At 74.1% G+C, this 17,520-nt stretch carries 12 protein-coding genes; 6 read left to right on the plus strand and 6 right to left on the minus strand.

All coding sequences use genetic code 11. The features are described 5' to 3' along the window. Positions 1 to 45: 45 nt before the first annotated feature. Entirely contained in the window at positions 46 to 1,401 is a 1,356-nt protein-coding gene (locus E0L36_RS09400; protein WP_180928358.1) for an MFS transporter, read from the plus strand. A 196-nt stretch (positions 1,402 to 1,597) separates the two neighbouring features. Next, positions 1,598 to 2,131 carry a chloramphenicol phosphotransferase CPT gene (gene cpt, locus E0L36_RS09405; RefSeq protein WP_180928359.1) on the plus strand — a complete coding sequence of 178 codons (534 nt, stop codon included), beginning with the start codon at positions 1,598 to 1,600 and terminating at the stop codon, positions 2,129 to 2,131. A gap of 321 nt (positions 2,132 to 2,452) precedes the next feature. Here cpt and E0L36_RS09410 read toward each other — a convergent pair whose 3' ends face one another. After that, positions 2,453 to 5,284, minus strand: a complete 2,832-nt coding sequence (locus tag E0L36_RS09410) for an FAD-binding and (Fe-S)-binding domain-containing protein (protein WP_180928360.1) — start codon at positions 5,282 to 5,284, stop codon at positions 2,453 to 2,455. Positions 5,285 to 5,562: 278 nt separating this feature from the next. Here E0L36_RS09410 and E0L36_RS09415 point away from each other — a divergent pair, with 278 nt between their 5' ends. Next, on the plus strand, positions 5,563 to 6,486 hold the full coding sequence (locus E0L36_RS09415) for a LysR family transcriptional regulator (protein ID WP_180928361.1): 924 nt from the start codon (positions 5,563 to 5,565) through the stop codon (positions 6,484 to 6,486). A gap of 16 nt (positions 6,487 to 6,502) precedes the next feature. Here the strand turns inward: E0L36_RS09415 and E0L36_RS09420 are convergent, their stop codons facing one another. From E0L36_RS09420 to E0L36_RS09440, 5 genes are all read right to left on the minus strand, one after another. Beyond that, entirely contained in the window at positions 6,503 to 7,915 is a 1,413-nt protein-coding gene (locus E0L36_RS09420; protein ID WP_180928362.1) for a 2-oxoadipate dioxygenase/decarboxylase family protein, read from the minus strand. A gap of 222 nt (positions 7,916 to 8,137) precedes the next feature. Further along, positions 8,138 to 9,268, minus strand: a complete 1,131-nt coding sequence (locus E0L36_RS09425) for a Glu/Leu/Phe/Val dehydrogenase (protein WP_258016119.1) — start codon at positions 9,266 to 9,268, stop codon at positions 8,138 to 8,140. A 207-nt stretch (positions 9,269 to 9,475) separates the two neighbouring features. Continuing rightward, positions 9,476 to 10,654: a M20 family metallopeptidase gene (locus E0L36_RS09430; protein ID WP_308416680.1), complete on the minus strand. Its 1,179-nt coding sequence runs from the start codon at positions 10,652 to 10,654 to the stop codon at positions 9,476 to 9,478. Then, entirely contained in the window at positions 10,647 to 11,789 is a 1,143-nt protein-coding gene (locus E0L36_RS09435) for an amidohydrolase family protein (RefSeq protein WP_180928364.1), read from the minus strand. Before E0L36_RS09435 ends, E0L36_RS09430 begins: the two co-directional genes overlap by 8 nt. After that, the gene (locus E0L36_RS09440; RefSeq protein ID WP_180928365.1) at positions 11,779 to 13,074 is read right to left on the minus strand and encodes a glutamine synthetase family protein; all 1,296 of its coding nucleotides are present in this window, start codon (positions 13,072 to 13,074) and stop codon (positions 11,779 to 11,781) included. The genes E0L36_RS09435 and E0L36_RS09440 overlap by 11 nt, the downstream gene beginning before the upstream one ends. 344 nt (positions 13,075 to 13,418) lie before the next feature. Here E0L36_RS09440 and mftD point away from each other — a divergent pair, with 344 nt between their 5' ends. From mftD to E0L36_RS09455, 3 genes are all read left to right on the plus strand, one after another. Continuing rightward, on the plus strand, positions 13,419 to 14,600 hold the full coding sequence (mftD, locus tag E0L36_RS09445; RefSeq protein WP_180928366.1) for a pre-mycofactocin synthase MftD: 1,182 nt from the start codon (positions 13,419 to 13,421) through the stop codon (positions 14,598 to 14,600). A 62-nt stretch (positions 14,601 to 14,662) separates the two neighbouring features. Next, entirely contained in the window at positions 14,663 to 16,153 is a 1,491-nt protein-coding gene (locus E0L36_RS09450; RefSeq protein ID WP_180928367.1) for a GMC family oxidoreductase, read from the plus strand. Between the two features lie 31 nt (positions 16,154 to 16,184). Then, positions 16,185 to 17,489, plus strand: a complete 1,305-nt coding sequence (locus E0L36_RS09455) for an aspartate aminotransferase family protein (RefSeq protein ID WP_180928368.1) — start codon at positions 16,185 to 16,187, stop codon at positions 17,487 to 17,489. The last annotated feature ends 31 nt before the right edge of the window (positions 17,490 to 17,520 follow it).

Raw genomic sequence — 17,520 nt, forward strand, 5'->3', positions numbered from 1 at the left:
CCGACCGTGGCCCCTCTCCCTCGCCCCTCATGATCAGGAGCCCCTGTGAGCGTCGACTCGAAAACCACCCTCTCCGAGGAGGGGAGACCACCCCCCGAAACCCCGGCGGCCCCCAGCAGGGCGACGCTCCGCAGGGCGACCGCCGGTGCCACCATCGGCAGTGTCGTCGAGTGGTTCGACGTGGCCGTCTACGGCTACCTCGCCGCGGTGCTCGGGAAGGTGTTCTTCCCCGGCGGTGACTCGACCACCCAGCTGCTCAGCTCCTTCGCGGTGTTCGGCGTCGCCTTCGTGGTACGGCCGCTCGGTGGCGTCTTCTTCGGCGCCCTCGGGGACCGCATCGGACGGCAGAAGACCCTGGCCTGGGTGATCATCTCCGTCTCGCTCGCCACCCTCGGCATCGGCCTGCTGCCGTCCTACGAGACCATCGGCGTCCTCGCGCCGGTGCTGCTGGTGGTGCTGCGGCTGACACAGGGCTTCTCGGCGGGCGGCGAGATGGGGGGAGCCTCGGCCTTCGTCGCCGAGTACGCGCCCGCCAAACGGCGCGGCTACCTGGTCAGCCTGGTCGAGATGGGCTGCATCCTGGGCTTCCTGCTCGGCTCGCTCGTCGTCCTGCTGCTCAACCTGACGCTGACCTCCGACCAGATACACGACTGGGGCTGGCGGCTGCCCTTCCTGCTCACCGCCCCCCTGGGGTTCATCGGGCTCTATATCCGCAACAAGCTGGAGGAGACCCCCGAGTTCGCTGCGCTGCGACGGGAGGGGAAGGTCGCGAAGAACCCGCTGCTGGAGTCGATCACCCAGCACTGGCGGGCCATTCTGAGCACCGCCGGGTACGCGCTGTTCCAGAACGCCGCGCTGTACGTGATCCTCACGTTCGTCCCGAGCCACCAGGAGGGGGAACTCGGCTACACGGCCACCCTCGCCTCCGTCTCGGCCGTGGTCACCATGACGGTGGTCTGCGTGATGATCCCCGCGATGGGCGCGCTCTCCGACACGGTGGGCAGACGGCCGGTGCTCGCCGCTTCGTGCGTCCTCGCCCTGCTCTTCTCGTACCCGCTGTTCATGCTGATGGACTCCGGGAACGCGGCGCTCGCCGTGGCCGCGCACTGCGCCCTCGGCATGATCCTCGCGGTCTTCCTCGGGCCGACCCTGGCCGCGATGAACGAACTGTTCAGCACCAGGGTCCGCTACGGCGGATTCTCGCTCGGGTACAACTTCTCGGTCTCCGCCTTCGGCGGTACCGCGCCCTTCTTCGTCACCTTCCTCGTGGCGCGGACCGGCAACTCCGCCTCACCCGGCCTGTACGTCATGGCCGCGGCGCTGATCACGCTGCTGGTGGTGGCCACGACCCAGGAGACGGCGCCCCGCAAGAGGGACGGGGCCCGACCCGGCGCGGACTGACCCCGGCCGCCTCACCCGGCCGCCGCACCGGGGCTCCGGTGCGGCGGCCGCGTCGTGGTGTGTTCTTCCGGGGGGCCGGGGGGCCGGGGGGCCGGGGTTCGTGATCCGCGCGGGAGGGCGCGCCGGTCGTGGCCGGCGGTCCAGGGGCCGCGGAAATCCGCTTCCCGTGTCACGTCGGCGCCTCTACCGTGGCGCGATGCCAACTCAGGTGATCGTTCTCAACGGCGGGTCCAGCTCGGGGAAGTCCGGAATCATCCGGTGCCTGCAAGGGGTGCTGCCGGATCCGTGGCTGGCCCTCGGGACGGACACGCTCGTCGGGGCGATGCCCGTGTCCCTGCGGACGTCCGGTGACGGGATCGCTTTCGGCGCGGACGGGGAGGTGGCCGTCGGTCCGGAGTTCCGGACGCTGGAAGCGGCGTGGATCGAGGGGGTCGCCGCGATGGCCCGTGCCGGTGCCCGTGTCCTCGTCGACGAGGTCTTTCTCGGCGGGGCGTACTCCCAGCGGCGATGGCGGGACTCCCTCGGCGAACTGCGCGTCCTGTGGGTCGGTGTCCGGTGTGACGGCGCGGTCGCCGCGGACCGTGAGGCCGCCCGGGGCGACCGGACCCCCGGCATGGCCGCCTCGCAGGCGGACCTGGTCCACCGGGGCGTGGCCTACGACCTGGAGGTGGACACCACCCGTGTCGAGGCGATGGAGTGCGCACGGACCATCGCCGCGTACGTCACCTGACGGCGGCCCGGGACCCGACTCCGCCCACCGGCGCCGCGAGCGGCGGCGCGCGACGGTGGCGCACCGCACGCCCGCCGCCCCGGTACGTGACCCACCGCCGCCCCGTCGGGGCGATCCACCGCCGCCCCGGCTGACGGGGCGGCACGCGGACACGAACAACGGGTCCCCGCCGTCCGGCGGCTGGAGCGGACGGCACCGCACGTCGGGCCGCCACGCCCAGCGGCGCGGTGCGGCCAGCGCGCGCGAGACACGGGGCGTGCGGGGTGTGGGGTGCCGGGGGCTCCGGGCGGGAGCGGGGGCCGGGGCGGGGTGGTGTGGGGCTCAGCGCCCGGAGCTCCCGCCCGGCGAGCCACCCCCGGTGGAGCCCGGGTCCGCGAGCAGTTCGGCGAGGTGCCGCCCTCCGCTCGTGGTGAGCTGCTCCACCTGGGTACGGCAGGAGAAGCCGTCGGCCAGCAGCACGGTGTCCTCCTCCGCCGCGCGCAGGGCGGGCAGCAGCGCCGTCTCGGCCACGGCCACGCTGGTCTCGTAGTGCCCCCGCTCGGCGCCGAAGTTGCCGGCCAGCCCACAGCAGCCCTCGATCGCCTGGACCTCGGCACCCGCGCCCTCCAGCAGCGCGCGGTCCGGCGACCAGCCCAGCACGGAACCGTGGTGGCAGTGCGGCTGCGCCAGGACCGTACGCCCCGAGAGGTCCGGCGGGCTCCAGCCCCCGGTCTCCGTGAGGAGCTCCGCGAGCGTGCGGGTGGCCTCCGCCACCAGCGCGGCGTCCCCGGAGCCGCCGAGCAGTTCGCCCGCGTCCCCCCGGAACACCGCGGTACACGAGGGCTCCAGACCCACGATCGGTATCCCCTCCGCCGCGTACGGAGCCAGGGCGGCGACGCCACGTCCCAGAATCCGCCGGGCCGCGCCGAGCTGTCCGGTGGAGATCCAGGTGAGCCCACAGCACAGGCCCCGTTCGGGCAGCCGCACCGCGAACCCGGCGTCCTCCAGCACGCGGACGGCCGCGGCTCCCACCCGCGGGGTGAAGTGCTCGGTGAAGGTGTCCACCCAGAGCACCACCGGCTCACCCGTGGACGGCGGGCGCTCCGCGAACCACTGACGGAAGGTACGGGGCGCGAAGGCGGGCAGCGCACGCCGCCGGTCCACCCCCGCGAGGCGCTTCAGCGGCCCCGCGAGCGGCCCGGAGAGCACTCCGTTGACCAGCCCGGGGGCGCGCGCGGCCAGCCGGGCCCAGCGCGGCAGCATGCCCAGCGAGTAGTGCGCGAGCGGACGGGGACGGCCGCGGTACCGCTGGTACAGCGCCTCCGACTTGTATGTCGCCATGTCGACTCCGCTCGGGCAGTCGGAGGAACAGCCCTTGCAGGCCAGACAGAGGTCCAGCGCCTCCGCCACCTCGGGGGCCCGCCAGCCCCCGGGAAGCGAACCGCTGACCATCTCCTGGAGGACGCGCGCCCGGCCGCGCGTGGAGTCCCGCTCGTCCCGCGTCGCCCGGTAGGACGGGCACATCACCGCGCCGGAGGGCTCCTCCGCACGGCACTTGCCGACCCCCGTGCAGCGGTGCACGGCGCGGGCGAAGTCGCCGTCGTCCCGCTCGTGGGCGAGCGCCAGCCGGGCACGGACGGGGCGGACCCCGGAGAGCCGCAGGTCAGCGTCGAGCGGCGCCGGCCGGACGATCACCCCCGGGTTGAGTAGATCGTCCGGGTCGAAGACGTCCTTGACGGCGGCGAACGCCTCCAGCGCCTCCAGCGAGTACATCAGCGGCAGCAGCTCACCCCGGGCCCGGCCGTCCCCGTGTTCCCCGGACATCGAGCCGCCGTGCCGGGCGACCAGCCGGGCCGCCTCCTCCAGGAAGCCCCGGAACCGGGCGGTACCGGCCGGGCTGCCCAGCGGGAAGTCGATACGGATGTGCACACAGCCGTCCCCGAAGTGCCCGTAGGGGATGCCGCTCAGCTCGTGCGCGGACAACAGCTCCTCGAACTCCCGCAGGTAGCCGCCGAGTCGCTCCGGCGGCACCGCCGCGTCCTCCCAGCCGGCGTGCGTGACCCGGTCCCGGCTCGCCAGCCCCGCGCCCTCCTCCCTGATCCGCCACAACTCCGCCACCTCCGACGGACGTGTGACCGTGCGCACCGCGCGGGTGCCGGAGGCCGCCGCCACCGCGGCGGCGCCCGACTCCGCCTCGGCGCGCGTCTCCCCACCGGTCTCCACGAACAACCAGCCGCCGCCGCGAGGCAGTTCGGGCACGGCGGCGGAACCGCGCAGCCTCCGGACCACGTCCGCGATGCGCGCGTCCAGCCCCTCGACCGCGATGGGGGAGCAGGGCAGCAGGCCGGGCACCGCGTCGGCGGCGGAGGCCATGTCGGGATAGCCGAGCACGGTCAGCACGGTGTGCGCGGGGGCCCGCACCAGACGCACGGTGGCGGCGCTGAGCACGCCGAGGCTGCCCTCCGAGCCGACGAGCGCCGCGGCCACGTCGAACCTCCGCTCCGGAAGCAGGTGTTCGAGGGAGTAGCCGGACACCTGCCGCCCGAACCGGCCCAGTTCGGTGCGGATGACGCCCAGCCGCTCCCGCACCACCCGCTGGAGGGCGGTCAGGGTCGGCGAGTCCGCCACCGGACCGCCGGTCGACACCCACTCACCGGTGCCGGTCAGCAGGTCCAGCGCGACGACGTTGTCCGCGGTGCGCCCGTACCCGAGCGCCCGCGAGCCACAGGCGTTGTTGCCGATCATGCCGCCGAGGGTGCACCGGCTGTGGGTCGAGGGGTCCGGTCCGAAGCGCAGGCCGTGGGGCGCGGCGGCCCGTTGGAGCTGGTCCAGGACCACACCGGGCTCGACGACCGCGGTCCCGGCCTCCGGGTCGAGGTGGCGCACCCGGCGCAGATGGCGGGAGAAGTCCAGCACCACCCCCGGGCCCACGGCGTTTCCCGCGATCGAGGTGCCCGCCCCGCGCGCGGTGAGCGGCACCCCGGTGGTACGGCAGACGTCGAGGGTGGCCTCGATGTCGTCGGCGGACCGGGGGAACGCGACCGCGGCCGGGGGCACCCGGTAGAGCGAGGCGTCGCTGGAGTACTCGGCGCGGCGCCGGGCCGAGGCGTCGGCCTCGACGCCCGCCCGCCGCAGCGCCGCGGCCACCTCGGACGGTGTGGGGGTGCTGGTCACCTGTGCTCAGTCCTTACGTGGTTCGGGGCGTTGTTCGGGAGGGTTCGGGAGAGAACCGCCCGGAATCGGAAGCCGGGAGCCGGACCGGGACGCCGGGAGCCGGCCTGGCTGGAGGCCGCCGGGGGCCGACGGGAGTCCGACGAGGGCCGCCGGGAGGACGGGAGTAGGAGCGGTGCGGCGCGCCTGTGGCATGGCGGGCCCGGGGTCGGAGGTGGGGCCTGGCGGGGGCGGAGGACGCGACTCCCCGGGCCCGGGAGGGCCCGGGCTAGGATCGCGCTGTGCTCAACCCCACGCACGTCCGCACCCTGGGCGCCGTACTGGCCACCGGCTCCTTCGCCGAGGCGGCGACCCGGCTGGGCTACACCGCCTCCGCCGTCTCCCAGCAGATCAGCGCGCTGGAGAGGGCCACCGGACTGACCCTGTTCGAGCGTGGCGCCCGCCATGTCCACCCCACCCGGGCGGCGCGGGTCCTGGGCGAGCGGTGCGAGGGCGTGCTCAACGAGCTGACCGCACTGGAGGAGCAGGCCAGGGCGCTCGCCGCGGGACAGCGTGGCCTGATCCGGGTGGGAAGCTTCGCCACCGCGGCGGCCTCCCTCGTCCCCTGGGCCCTCGCCCGCTTCGTCCAGCAGCAGCCGGAGGCCGAGGTCTCCCTGGAGGAGGGGGAGCCGGAGGAACTGCTCCCGCTGGTGCTCAGCGACGCGCTCGACGTGGCGCTCGTCTACGAGTACGCCCTGGTGCCGCGCCGCTGGCCAGCGCAGGTGACCGTCTCCGAACTGGTCCGGGAGGAGCCGCGGGTCCTGCTGCCGCCCGCGCATCCGGCGCGGCGGGACGCGGAGATCGCCCTGGCGGACCTCGCCGAGGAGACCTGGATCGCCAGCCGCGAGACCTCCGCCGGGGCTCTGGCGCTGTCCCGGCTCTGCGCGGCGGCCTCCTTCGAACCCCGCATCGCCTTCCGCACCAACGACTACGACGTGGTACGCGAACTCGTCCAGGCCGGGCTGGGGGTGGCGCTCGTTCCCGAGCTGGCCGTCACCGACGCGGCCCGCCCGGCCGCCCACGCGCTGAGCGGCGCCCCGGCGGGCCGGCGCGTCCTGGCCGTCCGCCGGACCGCGAACCCCAACCCGCTGCTGGCCCCGCTCGACGACGCGCTGGTCCGCGCGGCGGCGGCGCGGCGCCGAGGGCGTCCGGTACACGGCGGGTGACCTCCGCTTCCGTCGCTCAGGCCGCTCGCCCGGCCGGGAGGCGGACCTCCGGCAGGCCGAACGCGTCCGCCACGGCACGGAGCGAGGCGTCCCGCTCCCCCGCGTACAGCTCCGCGGGGTCGTGCAGGGTCCGGTCGAGGACGCCCGCGAGCCAGGAGGCGTCCCGGGTGACCGCGTCCCGTTCCGCGTCGACGCGGCCCTCCCCGGTCAGGTTGGAGGAGAAGATCCCGGCCGCCGAGCGGGGGAGGAAGTCCTCGTAGACGATCGGCTCGGCGGTGACCCAGCCGCCCTCCAGCAGCGCCGCCAGTTCGCGGGGCGGCGCGGTGCCGTCCGACGGCCGGTCGCGGACCGGCGTGAACGTGAAGAACGCCAGGTCCCGCGCGGCGAGTTCGGTCTCCGTGCCGGGCAGCCGACGGGACCAGACGGCCTCGGCGACCCGCTGCCGGGACACCTCCCGGGCGGCGCTCTCCCGGTCCACCTCCGCGACCATCGCGTCGTACAGGTCGCGTCCGGCGGGGGTGAGCGCCACGCCCCGGGCCTCGACCTCCCCGAACCGCACGCGCAGCGAGCCCTCCCCGACGGAGCCGTCGGCCTCGCGGAAGCGCCGCCGCTCGGCCAGCGCGCGGAAGGAGGTCTGGCGCAGCAGCACGTCGGGGCCGTCCCAGCGCGGCGGACCCTGGATCTGGTCGATCATCTCGACGCCGCGGTCCCGCATCCGGCGGTAGAGCCGGTCGATGTCCAGCACACGCGGCGTCAGGTGGTTGATGTGGGTGGCCGCGACGCCGCCGATGTCGGCGGCCACGCTGGAGACGGCCTCCAGCTCGGCGTACCAGGCCCGGTCGACCGGGGCGGTGGACAACGCGAAGGAGGAGATTGCCAGTTCGAGGAAGCGTTCGGCGTCGGCGGCGGACAGCCCGCCGTCCGCCACGGACCGGTCCGCCAGCGCGAGCAGTTCGTCGCCGAACAGCCGACGCTCACCGAGGAACGCACGGAGACGCCGCTCCAGGTCCGCGTCGAAGAACCGGCGGTCCTCGATCGTCAGCAGGGAGGTGAAGACCCGGAACGGGTTGCGCGCCAGCTCGCCCCGGTCGACGGGCCGGAAGGCGGTCGAGACGACGGGCACCGGGCGCGGCCGGGCGTCCCGCAGGTCGTAGAAGCCCGTGGGGTACATCCCCACGGCGCCGAACACCCGGGCCACCTGGCGCATCTCCTCCGGGGTGCCGACCCGGATCGCGCCGTGCCGCTCGGCGGTGACCCGGTCGATGTCGCCCAGGCGCTCGGCGGCGCCGCCCTGTTCGGCGAGCACCTCGGTGTTCACCTCCTGCGCCACCTCCACCAGGGTCTGGTAGGCGGGGACCTCACGTCCGTAGAGGTCGGACAGGCCGCGCGCGAAGCGGGCGCGCAGTTCGCTGGCGGGGATCGCGGGCATGCTGTGCTCCGGAGAGTGGGAAGGGGACGTGGGACGGGGTTCCCGACGCGGAACGCGGGTTCCGGGGGAGGGAGTTGGGATGGGGGGCGCGGGCCGGGCTCCGCGTGGCGCGGTGCGGCGGCCCGGGCGCGCCCACCCGGACGGTCCGGTGCCGGGCTGGTCCGGTGCCGTGGTGGGGCGCGGCGGAGTGGCGCCGGTGCGGGAGCCGAGGTGCTCCGGTGGTCAGGCGGCGTGCCGTGGCAGCCGGCCGCGGAGCCGCATGGCCTCGCGCACCCGGTCCTGGGCGAGCGCGAGCGCGGCCTCGTGCGGGGTGGTGCCCCGCTGGAGCGCCTCCTCCAGCACCCGGACCGTGTTGGCCCGCAGCTTCTCGGAGACCGAGCCGAGTATCCGCTCGGGATCCGGGCGGAAGGCGGAGTAGCGCGCGTCCATCGCGAACGCGGCGGCCACGACCCCGCCCGCGTTGGCGATGAAGTCGGGGACGACCAGGACGTCCCGCTCCGCGAGGATCGCCCTGGCGGCCGGGGTGGTCGGCAGGTTCGCGCCCTCGACGACGAGCGTGGCCGTGGTCCGCCGCGCGACCTCCTCGTCGATCGCGTCCTGCCGGGCGGCGGGCACCAGCACGTCGGTGTCCACGGTGAGTTCGGCCCCGAGGGGCAGCCGCCGGGCGCCGTAGCGCAGCACACAGGCGTCGCCCACCTCGCGCCGCAGCTCGGTCAGGGCCCGGACGTCCAGGCCGTCCGGATCGTGCACCGCGCCCTCGCCGGTGGAGACGGCCACGACGACCGCGCCGAGTTCGGTCAGCCGGTTCGCCGCGGCGACCCCCACGGCACCGAAGCCCTGGAGGGTGACCCGGACCCCGCGCAGCCTGCGGCCCTGGCTCTCCATCGCCGCCTCGGCCGACTCCGCGAGACCGAAGCCGGTCACACCCAGCTCGTCGTAGGGCACTCCGCCCAGCGCGCTGGGCAGCCCGACCGCCGCGCCCCGGTCGCCGAGTTCGTCGCGGAGGATGGCCGCGTCCCTCTCGGTGAGACCCATGTCGAGCCCGAGGACGTACTCCCGGGGCACCTCGTTCGACAGGGCGCGGGCGAAGGCGCGCAGGACCGCCTCCTTGTCCGGCCCGGCCGGATCGCCGAGTATCCCGGCCTTGGCTCCGCCGTGGAACAGGTCGGTGGCGGCCCACTTCCAGGTCATCGTGCGGGCCAGCCGCGCCACCTCGTCCACGTCCAGGGTGGGGCTCATGCGCGTGCCCCCCTTGCCGCTGCCGCGGGCGGTGTTGTCCAGCACGAGCACTCCGCGCATTCCGGTACGGGAGTCGGAGACGCACACGATCTTCTCCGGGCCCCAGTCGTCCATCCGCGCCAGCAGTCCCTCGGCCACGTCAGCCCTCCGTCCAGTGGATGTCGCCATCCACCGTCGCCGAGACGCGGCCCGCGCCCAAGGGCCTGAGGGGTCAGGCTCGGAGGCCTGAGCATCAGATCCACTAACGTGAACCGCCGCCGCAGACGGATCGCGTGGGAGGGAGCTTCCGGTGGAGAGCGGTGCCGCCCTCGCCGGACGGCATCACGGTCTGTCGTATGGATCGGGGTGAACCAGGGTCCGGGCGGCTCCCAGATATCCGGCGAGCATGGCGCGCGCCGTGTCGCGGAGGTCGTCGTCGCCCGGCAGGAACGTGGGGGAGTGGAGCGGCTCGTCCGAACCGCTGCCCACGAACAGCATGGTGGCCGGTATTCGCTCGGAGAAGAACGAGAAGTCGTCCGCGCCGAGGGAGCGCAGCGTCGAGCAGCGGGTCAGGCCCTGCCCGGTGAGGTGCCCGGCGATCGCCTCGGCCAGCGCGGGATGGTTCTCCAGCACCGGTTCCCCGTGGACGAGTTCGACGTCCGCGCTACAGCCGTGGGCACGCGCCACGTGCTCGGCGACCTGCGCGACCCGCTCGTGCAGCAGCAGCCGGGTCCCGGTGGTGAGCGCGCGCAGCGTGCCGGTGGCGCGGGCCAGACCCGGCACCACGTTCGCGGCGGCGCCCGAGGCGAACGAGGAGACGCCCACCACGGCGGGCGCCATCGGGTCCACGTCCCGGCTGACGACGCTCTGGAGCGCGACGACGATCTCGGCCAGGGCCAGCAGCGGATCGCTGGTGAGGTGTGGGTAGGCGGCGTGCCCGGACGCCCCGTGGACGCGGATCTCGAACTCGTCGGAGGAGGCGTTGACGACGCCCGGCACGCAGGCGACCGTCCCGGCCGCCAGCGCGGGCTGTAGGTGCGCGCCGATCATCGCCGCACACCGCTCCGCCTCCAGCACCCCGTGCGCGACGATGTCCCGGGCGCCCGAGGGGTAGGTCTCCTCCCGGGGCTGGAGCACGACCAGCAGCGGCACCGGGAGGCCCGTGTCCGCGAGCGCCCGGGCCACGGCCACCAGCGCGGCCAGGTGGACGTCGTGTCCGCAGGCGTGCATCACGCCCGGGCGCTGAGAGGCCCAGGCCACCCCGGTGTCCTCGGTGACCGGCAGCGCGTCCAGCTCGCCCCGGATGCCGACGCAGGGCCCGGGCGGGCCCAGCCGGAGCACCGCCCCGGTCTCGGCCACCTTGACGGGTGCGGACGCCGCCGGAAGCGCCTCCAGGACGAGGTCCCGCGTCAGCGACTCCGCACCGGACAGGTCCGGTTCGGCGTGCAGCCGCCGCCGCAGCGCGCGGGCACCGTCCAGGTGGTGTTCGAGCGCCGCCCAGATCCGCTGGTCCTCAGTCACGATCGACTCCGTAGACACGCGCGGCGTTCTCCCGGCCGACCAGACGCGCGACGCGCAGCGCGTCGGCGGCCGCCCACTCGCCCTCGTCCACCCAGCGGGTCAGCGCCCGGGCCATGCCGCGGCGCCACAACCGGGCGCCCAGATAGTGCAGTTCCGGTGGGCCCCAGGCGTCCGAGGAATAGAGGATCTTCCCGAACGGGGCGAGTTCGAGCGACTCGGCGAGTACGGCCGGGGACGCCGCGCCGGTGTAGTTCACCGCCAGGCCGACGTCGAAATAGACGTGCGGGAAGGCGTGCGCCAGGAAACCGGCGCTGCGCTGGAACGGATAGCAGTGCAGCAGCAGGACGTCGGAGCCGGAGCCCTCGACCGCCCGGAGCCAGCCGGACAGCAGCAGTGGATCGCACCGCTCCAGCGCGAGGTCCGGATCGCCGAACCCGACGTGCAGTTGGAGGGGGAGCCCGGTGTCCACCCCCGCCCACAGCGCCATGCGCAGCAGCACCGGATCGGTGACCCGGGCGGGCGCTCCGGCGTCCAGCTCGCCGAGCCACCGGCCGGCGGCCGCCGTGACCTCCCCGTCCGTGGGGCGCTTCGGGTCGAAGCCGAAGCCGTGCCGGTAGGCGATGATCGACTTGAGGCCACGGGCGTGGCGTACCGCCTCGCCGAGCGCCTCGGTGAAGCGGGCGCGCAGGTCCCCCGCCTCAGTCCCCGCCGCCACGCCCTCCAGCACCGACTCCAGCCGGACGATCTCGTGCGCGCGGCCGCCGGAGCGGTCCTCCAGCTCGGCCAGCGACAGCAGGCGGTCGGTGCCGAACCCGGTGTCCACGAGCCAGTGGTCGACACCGGCGGCGCGGAGCATCCGCTCCGTCAGCTCCCCGGGGGTGAGCGCCGACCGGGCCGCCCAGTACTCCTCCGGCGAGGCGTGCGCCGGGAGGCCGAGCAGCGGAGCGCAGTGGCGCCGGACGGCGAAACCGAGCTGTGAGTCGAAGGGGGTGACGTGTTCCGGCGGTGGCCGGTCGGACTCGGTGAGGAACCCCGCGAGGTCGGCCGCGGAGTCCGGGTGGGCACGCAGCGCCGAGTGGACGTGATGGTCGGTCAGGCGGAGTTCGGCCAGCTCCGCGGTGAGGTCAGTGGACATCGGCGATCCTCGCGCACCGCTCCCGCGGGTCCAGCTCGGCGACCTCGGCCAACTCGGCGCGTTTGACCGCGAGATGGGTGTCGAGCAGGTCCGGGTGGAACCAGTCCGCGACCACCCGGTCCTTCTCCAGCTCCTGAAGCGCCTCCTCCAGCCCGGAGGGCAGCGACGGGACTCCGGCGAGGTCCTCCTCCGCGGTGTCCTCCGGCCACACCACGGGGGGCGCGTACTCCTCGGTGATACCCCGCAGCCCGGCCCGGACGAGCACGCCGAGCGTGAGCCAGGGGTTGGCGGTGGCGTCGGTGGGGCGGAACTCCAGGTTGAACTGTTCCGCGGGGTCGCCGCCGCCGAGGGTGCTGGTCGGGCAGATCCGCAGCAGCGCCTCGCGGTTGCGTTCGGCCAGGAACACTCCGCCGGTGCTCCAGCGGTGGGGTGTGAGACGCAGGTAGGAGACAGGGCTGGGCGCGGTGACGCCGAGCAGGGCGCGGGCGTGCGCGAGGACCCCGGCCGCGAACCGCGCGCCCGGGGTGGAGAGCCGCCCGGGGCGCGCCGGGTCGTACAGCACGGGATCCCCGGTGGTGGCGTCCCGCAGCGACAGGTGCACGTGAACGCCGTTTCCGCTGCCGTCCGGATCGAGCAGCGGCGCGAAGGAGACCCGGCGCTGGTGGCGGCGGGCGAGATCGCGCACCACCTCCCGGAGGAGTACGGCGCGGTCCGCCGCCGCGAGCGCGGTGACCGGGCGCAGCGTGATCTCGAACTGGTCGGCGCCGTACTCGGGCAGCCAGGTCTCCGGCTCTAGCCCGGCGTCGGTGAGCAGCGCGACGAGTTCGTCGCCGAAGGGTTCGGCGCCGCGGTAGCGCCCGAAGGAGAAGGGCGCGGTGTCGGGCGGGCCGTCGAGGGTGAACTCGTGCTCGAAGGAGGCGACGATCTCGTAGCCGGTCGCGGCGCGGAAGTCCGCGAGGGCGGTGCGCGCGAAGGTCCGCGGGCAGCAGTGCCACGGGGAGCCGTCCGGCAGTACCTGGTCCGCCAGCACGAGACGGACTCCGGGGTGGGTGGCCGAGGCGGGCAGGTCGAGCGCCGAGGCCGCGTCGGGCAGCAGCCGGAGGTCGCCCACGGAACCGAAGACGTTCGGCGCGATCTGCCCGAAGGCGGTGAGCGCCAGGTTGGCGGGCACCCACCCGACGCCCCGGCGCAGGGCCGCGTCGGCTCCGGCGTGGGGGACGGCGCGGCCACGGGTCTGCCCGGCGAGGTCGTTCGTGGCGACGAACAGTGCGGGGTCGGTGCTCATGTTCACCTTCTCCGGTCTTGGTGAGGGGTGCGCGCTCGCCCGCCCGGCGACGTTGCCCTGATCTCCCGGCGGTGTGTGACGCACGCTGAGCTGATTGATACATGAGGTTTCAGAGAGTGGTCAACACCCTCCTTCTGTAATACCTATTTCAGTCGGGGTGGGTCGTGGTGGTGCGCGCTCTGCCCGGCATCACCGTTACACGCGGGAGGAGGGAACCTATTGCCGTAAGAGAAATTTCACTCTAGCGTGGCCGCACTCGCCACCGAGGCGTGGCTCCGACGGCTCCGACGTGCGAAGGCGCGGTGCGCTCCCGCCGCACGCCTCGACCAACCGGAAGGAAGCCCATGAGTAAGCGGATTCGCTTCAAGAATCTGGCCGAGGCGGAACGGCTCGCGCAGCGCAGGCTCCCCCGTGCCGTCTGGCTGGCGATCAAAGCGGGGAACGAGCAGGGCTGGACGCTCGACGAGAACATCCGGGTCTTCAACGAACTCGGCTTCGCGCCACGCGTCTTCGACCGCCCGACCAGCTTCGACACGCGTACCAGCGTCCTGGGTACCGATGTGGACTTCCCCGTCATCGTCTCGCCCGTCGGCGCGCAGGCCATCCATCCGGACGGCGAGGCCGGCGCCGCCCGGGCGGCGGCCCGCGCGGGGACGGCCATCGGGCTGAGCTCCTGGTCGGCGGACTCCGTGGCCGAGGTCGTGCGGGCCAACGCCAAGACCTTCTTCCAGCTCTACTGGGTGGGCGAGCGGGACCAGGTGGAGGCCCGGGTCGAGGCCGCGCGCGAGGCGGGCGCCAGGGCGCTGATCGTCACCCTGGACTGGTCGCACACCCCGCGCCGGGACTGGGGCGTTCCGCCCGCACCGCCCCGCGACATGTCGCTGCGCACGATGGCGGAGCTGGCACCCGAGGCGCTCTCCCGGCCCGCCTGGTTCGCGAGCTACCTCTCCCGGGGCCGCATCCCCGCGCTCAAGGTGCCGAACCTCTTCGAACGGAGCGGCGCCGTGCCGTACTTCGGGAAGGCGTGGGGGGAGTTCGAGGCGACGCCACCGCCCACCTGGGAGGACGTGAAGTGGCTACGGGAACTGTGGGGCGGACCGCTCATGGTCAAGGGCATCAACACCATCACGGACGCCAAGCTGGCGGTCGACCTCGGGGCCGACGCGATCTCCCTGTCCAACCACGGCGGGAACAACATCGACGGCTCCCCGTCCCCGCTGCGCTACCTGCCGTCCGTGGTCGAGGCGGTCGGCGACCAGGTGGACGTCATGGTGGACGGCGGTATCCGCCGTGGGTCCGACGTCGTCAAGGCGGTCGCCCTCGGCGCCAAGGCCGTGTTCGTGGGCCGGGCCTACCTCTACGGCCTCGCGGTCGGTGGTGAGGACGGGGTCCACGAGGTGCTGCGGATCCTGCGGGACGGCATCAGGGAGACCCTCTACGGCATCGGCCACAGCCGGATAGACCAGGTGAGCCAGGACGACCTGCTGGTGCTCAACCGGGACTTCTTCGTCCCGCTGGCCCGGTGACCCCCGTGACACCGCAGCATCGGACCCCCTTCCCGCCCTCGGCCACCGCGTGGAGATGAACCATGCCCCAGATCATCGTCGTGGGCGCCGGCAGCAGCGGCTGTGTCGTCGCCGCGCGGCTGAGCGAACACCCTGACAACGAGGTCCTGTTGCTGGAGGCGGGCCCCGACCGGAGTGGCAGCGCCACCGCCCGGCAGCTGGCCTCCGTCAACTGGATCGACGCGATGCGCTCCCCGGAGGCGTTCGACCAGAACCTGCGGGCGACCCGGCTGGCCGGAGGCGAACCGCGCTTCTACCACCGGGGGCGCGGGCTCGGCGGCTCAGGCTCCGTCAACGCCATGCTGGCCCTTCCCGGACTGCCCCGCGACTACGACCGCTGGGCCGCGGAGTACGGCCTCGATCAGTGGGCCTGGCCGGCGCTCCGGAGCTGGTTCGACCGGCTCAAGCCGGACCTGGTGGCCTCCACGCGCGAGGAGTACACGCCGGTGGACCGGGCGCTGGCCGACGCGGCGGCCGCCCTCGGCCTCCCGGACGACGTGGACACCTTCACCTCGCCGGACGGCGGTGGCCCCCTCTGGCGTACCGCGGGAGCCACCGCGCGGCACTCCAGCCTGGAGTCGTACCTGGAGCCAGCCCGCTCCCGGCCCAACCTGACCGTGCGGACGGGCGGCAGGACCGACCGGCTGCTCGTGGAGGACGACACGGTCACCGGCGTCGTCCTCACCGACGGTACGGTCCACACCGCCGACCAGGTCGTGCTGTGCGCCGGAGCCATCGAGACGCCCGCGATCCTGCTGCGCAGTGGCTGTCCGCGGCCGGGCGTCGGCAAGGGCCTCCAGGACCACCCGGCCGCCTCGGTCCTGCTGCGGCTGAAGCCGCCCCACGACCGAACGGACCCGGCGGCGCCGTGCATCGGCGCGGTGCTGCGCCTCTCCTCCAGCATGGAGAGCGGCGACATCCACATCCTTCCCATGCACGGGGCGCTGAGCGAGAGCACGCCCGCGCACCACGCGGTGCTGATGGCCGCCGTGATGACGGTGACCTCTACCGGAGAGGTGCGGCTCGACCCGCGGGACCCCACGGGCCCGCCCGTGATCGAACAGCGCATGCTGACGACGGAGCGTGACCGCGCAGTGATGCGGGAGGCCGTCGGCCAGGTCGAACGCGTCCTGCGGACCGGGCCGTTCGAGGACATCGTCGAGTCCGCCTTCCTCGACGCCACCGGCACACCGCTGTCCGCCCTGCGGGACGACGACGCCTACGCGGACTGGCTGGCCGCCTCGGTCGGCGACTACTTCCACGCCGTCGGCACCGCCCGGATGGGGCTGGCCGACGACCCGGGCGCCGTGGTGGACCAGTGGGGCCGGATCCACGGCTGGCGGCACGTCCGCGTCATGGACTGCTCGGTGATGCCCGAGGTGCCCGCCGCCAACACCCACCTGCCCGCGGTCATGGTCGCCGAGCGGATGAGCGCGGTCCTGGTGGCCGAGTTGGCGGGGCTGCCTGGACCACCCGGCCCCCACGCGCCCGGGCGCGGTGCTCCGCGCCAGTGAACACCCACGGAACGACGAGAGAAGAGTGGCCATGACCGCACCCTCCAGTCAGCAGCCGACCACCTGGGACCGGGCACGCGCCGTCGTGCCCCGTGGTGTCTCCTCCGGGCACCGGGTCGGGTGGCGGCAGGTCTTCGTCCGGTCCTCCGGCGCCTACGTCTGGGACGAGGACGGCAACCGCTACACCGACTACCTCAACGCCTGGGGCCCGATCGTGCTGGGGCACTGCGACGCGCGCGTCAACGAGGCGGTGTTCCGCGCCGTCAGCACCTGCGACCTGACCGGCGTCGGCCCGCAGCCCGGCGAGTACGAACTCGCGGAACGCATCTGCGAGGCCATGCCCTCGGCCGAGAAGGTCGCGTTCTGCACCTCGGGCACGGACGCGACCATGCACGCCGTGCACGTCGCGCGGGCCGCCACCGGCCGTCTGAAGGTCCTGAAGTTCCACGGCTCGTACCACGGCTGGAGCGACCACGTGGCCGTCGGCAGCTCCCGGGCCGACCTCACCGCCGACTCGCCCCTGAACACCCCGAACAGCAACGGGCTGCACCCCGCGCTGGTGGACGACGTGGTCGTGGTCGAGTGGAACGACGCCGCGGGGCTGCGCGCCGCCTTCGAGCGGCACGGCAGCGACCTCGCGGTCGCCTTCGCCGAGGGGTATGTCCACAGCTTCGGCTGCGTGGCCGCCGCCCCCGGCTTCCTGGAACTTCTCCGGGCGCTGTGTGACCAGCACGGTGTGGTGCTCGTCTTCGACGAGGTCAAGACCGGTTTCCGGGCCGCGCTCGGCGGCTACCAGTCGGTCTGCGGGGTGACGCCCGACCTCACCGCCTTCGGCAAGGCCGTCGCGAACGGCTACTCGCTGGCGGGCCTAGCGGGCCGGGACACCCTCATGGGGCACCTCGGCGCCTACAGCAAGAACGAGGCGACGATCGACGGCACCTACAACGGCTCGCCGTACGCCGTGGCCGCCGCGAACCGGACGCTCGACCTGATGGTGGAGGAGGACGTCTTCACCCGGCTCTACGCACTGGGCGAGCGGCTGCGCGCGGGTATCGAGCGGGCCATCGCGGACACCGGGGTCCGGGCCACCGTCACCGGGCTCGGCTCCGAGTGGTGCGTGTACTTCCGCGACACCGCACCGGCCAACTTCCGCGAGGCCCAGGAGTCCGACGCCGGGATGTACCAGCGCTACCACGCCTCGCTGCTCTCCCAGGGCATCCTCGAACCGGCCTTCCCCACCGGGGACCGCAGGCTGAACGCGGCCACGACCGAGGACGACGTCGACGCCACCCTCGCCGCGGTCCACGTCGCGCTGACCGCGGCGGCCGAGGGCTGAACTCCCTCCGGAGCCCCGGGGCCCGGCGCGC

The organism is Streptomyces sp. AJS327, from assembly GCF_013450295.1.
Lineage (GTDB): Bacteria > Actinomycetota > Actinomycetes > Streptomycetales > Streptomycetaceae > Streptomyces.

Coding starts and splice junctions, on each gene's coding strand:
- E0L36_RS09420 (WP_180928362.1), bottom strand. CDS start 7,915: ATGCCCGCGATCCCCGCCAGCGAACTGCGCGCCCGCTTCGCGCGCGGC.
- E0L36_RS09455 (WP_180928368.1), top strand. CDS start 16,185: ATGACCGCACCCTCCAGTCAGCAGCCGACCACCTGGGACCGGGCACGC.
- cpt (WP_180928359.1), top strand. CDS start 1,598: ATGCCAACTCAGGTGATCGTTCTCAACGGCGGGTCCAGCTCGGGGAAG.
- mftD (WP_180928366.1), top strand. CDS start 13,419: ATGAGTAAGCGGATTCGCTTCAAGAATCTGGCCGAGGCGGAACGGCTC.
- E0L36_RS09425 (WP_258016119.1), bottom strand. CDS start 9,268: ATGGACGACTGGGGCCCGGAGAAGATCGTGTGCGTCTCCGACTCCCGT.
- E0L36_RS09435 (WP_180928364.1), bottom strand. CDS start 11,789: ATGTCCACTGACCTCACCGCGGAGCTGGCCGAACTCCGCCTGACCGAC.
- E0L36_RS09440 (WP_180928365.1), bottom strand. CDS start 13,074: ATGAGCACCGACCCCGCACTGTTCGTCGCCACGAACGACCTCGCCGGG.
- E0L36_RS09450 (WP_180928367.1), top strand. CDS start 14,663: ATGCCCCAGATCATCGTCGTGGGCGCCGGCAGCAGCGGCTGTGTCGTC.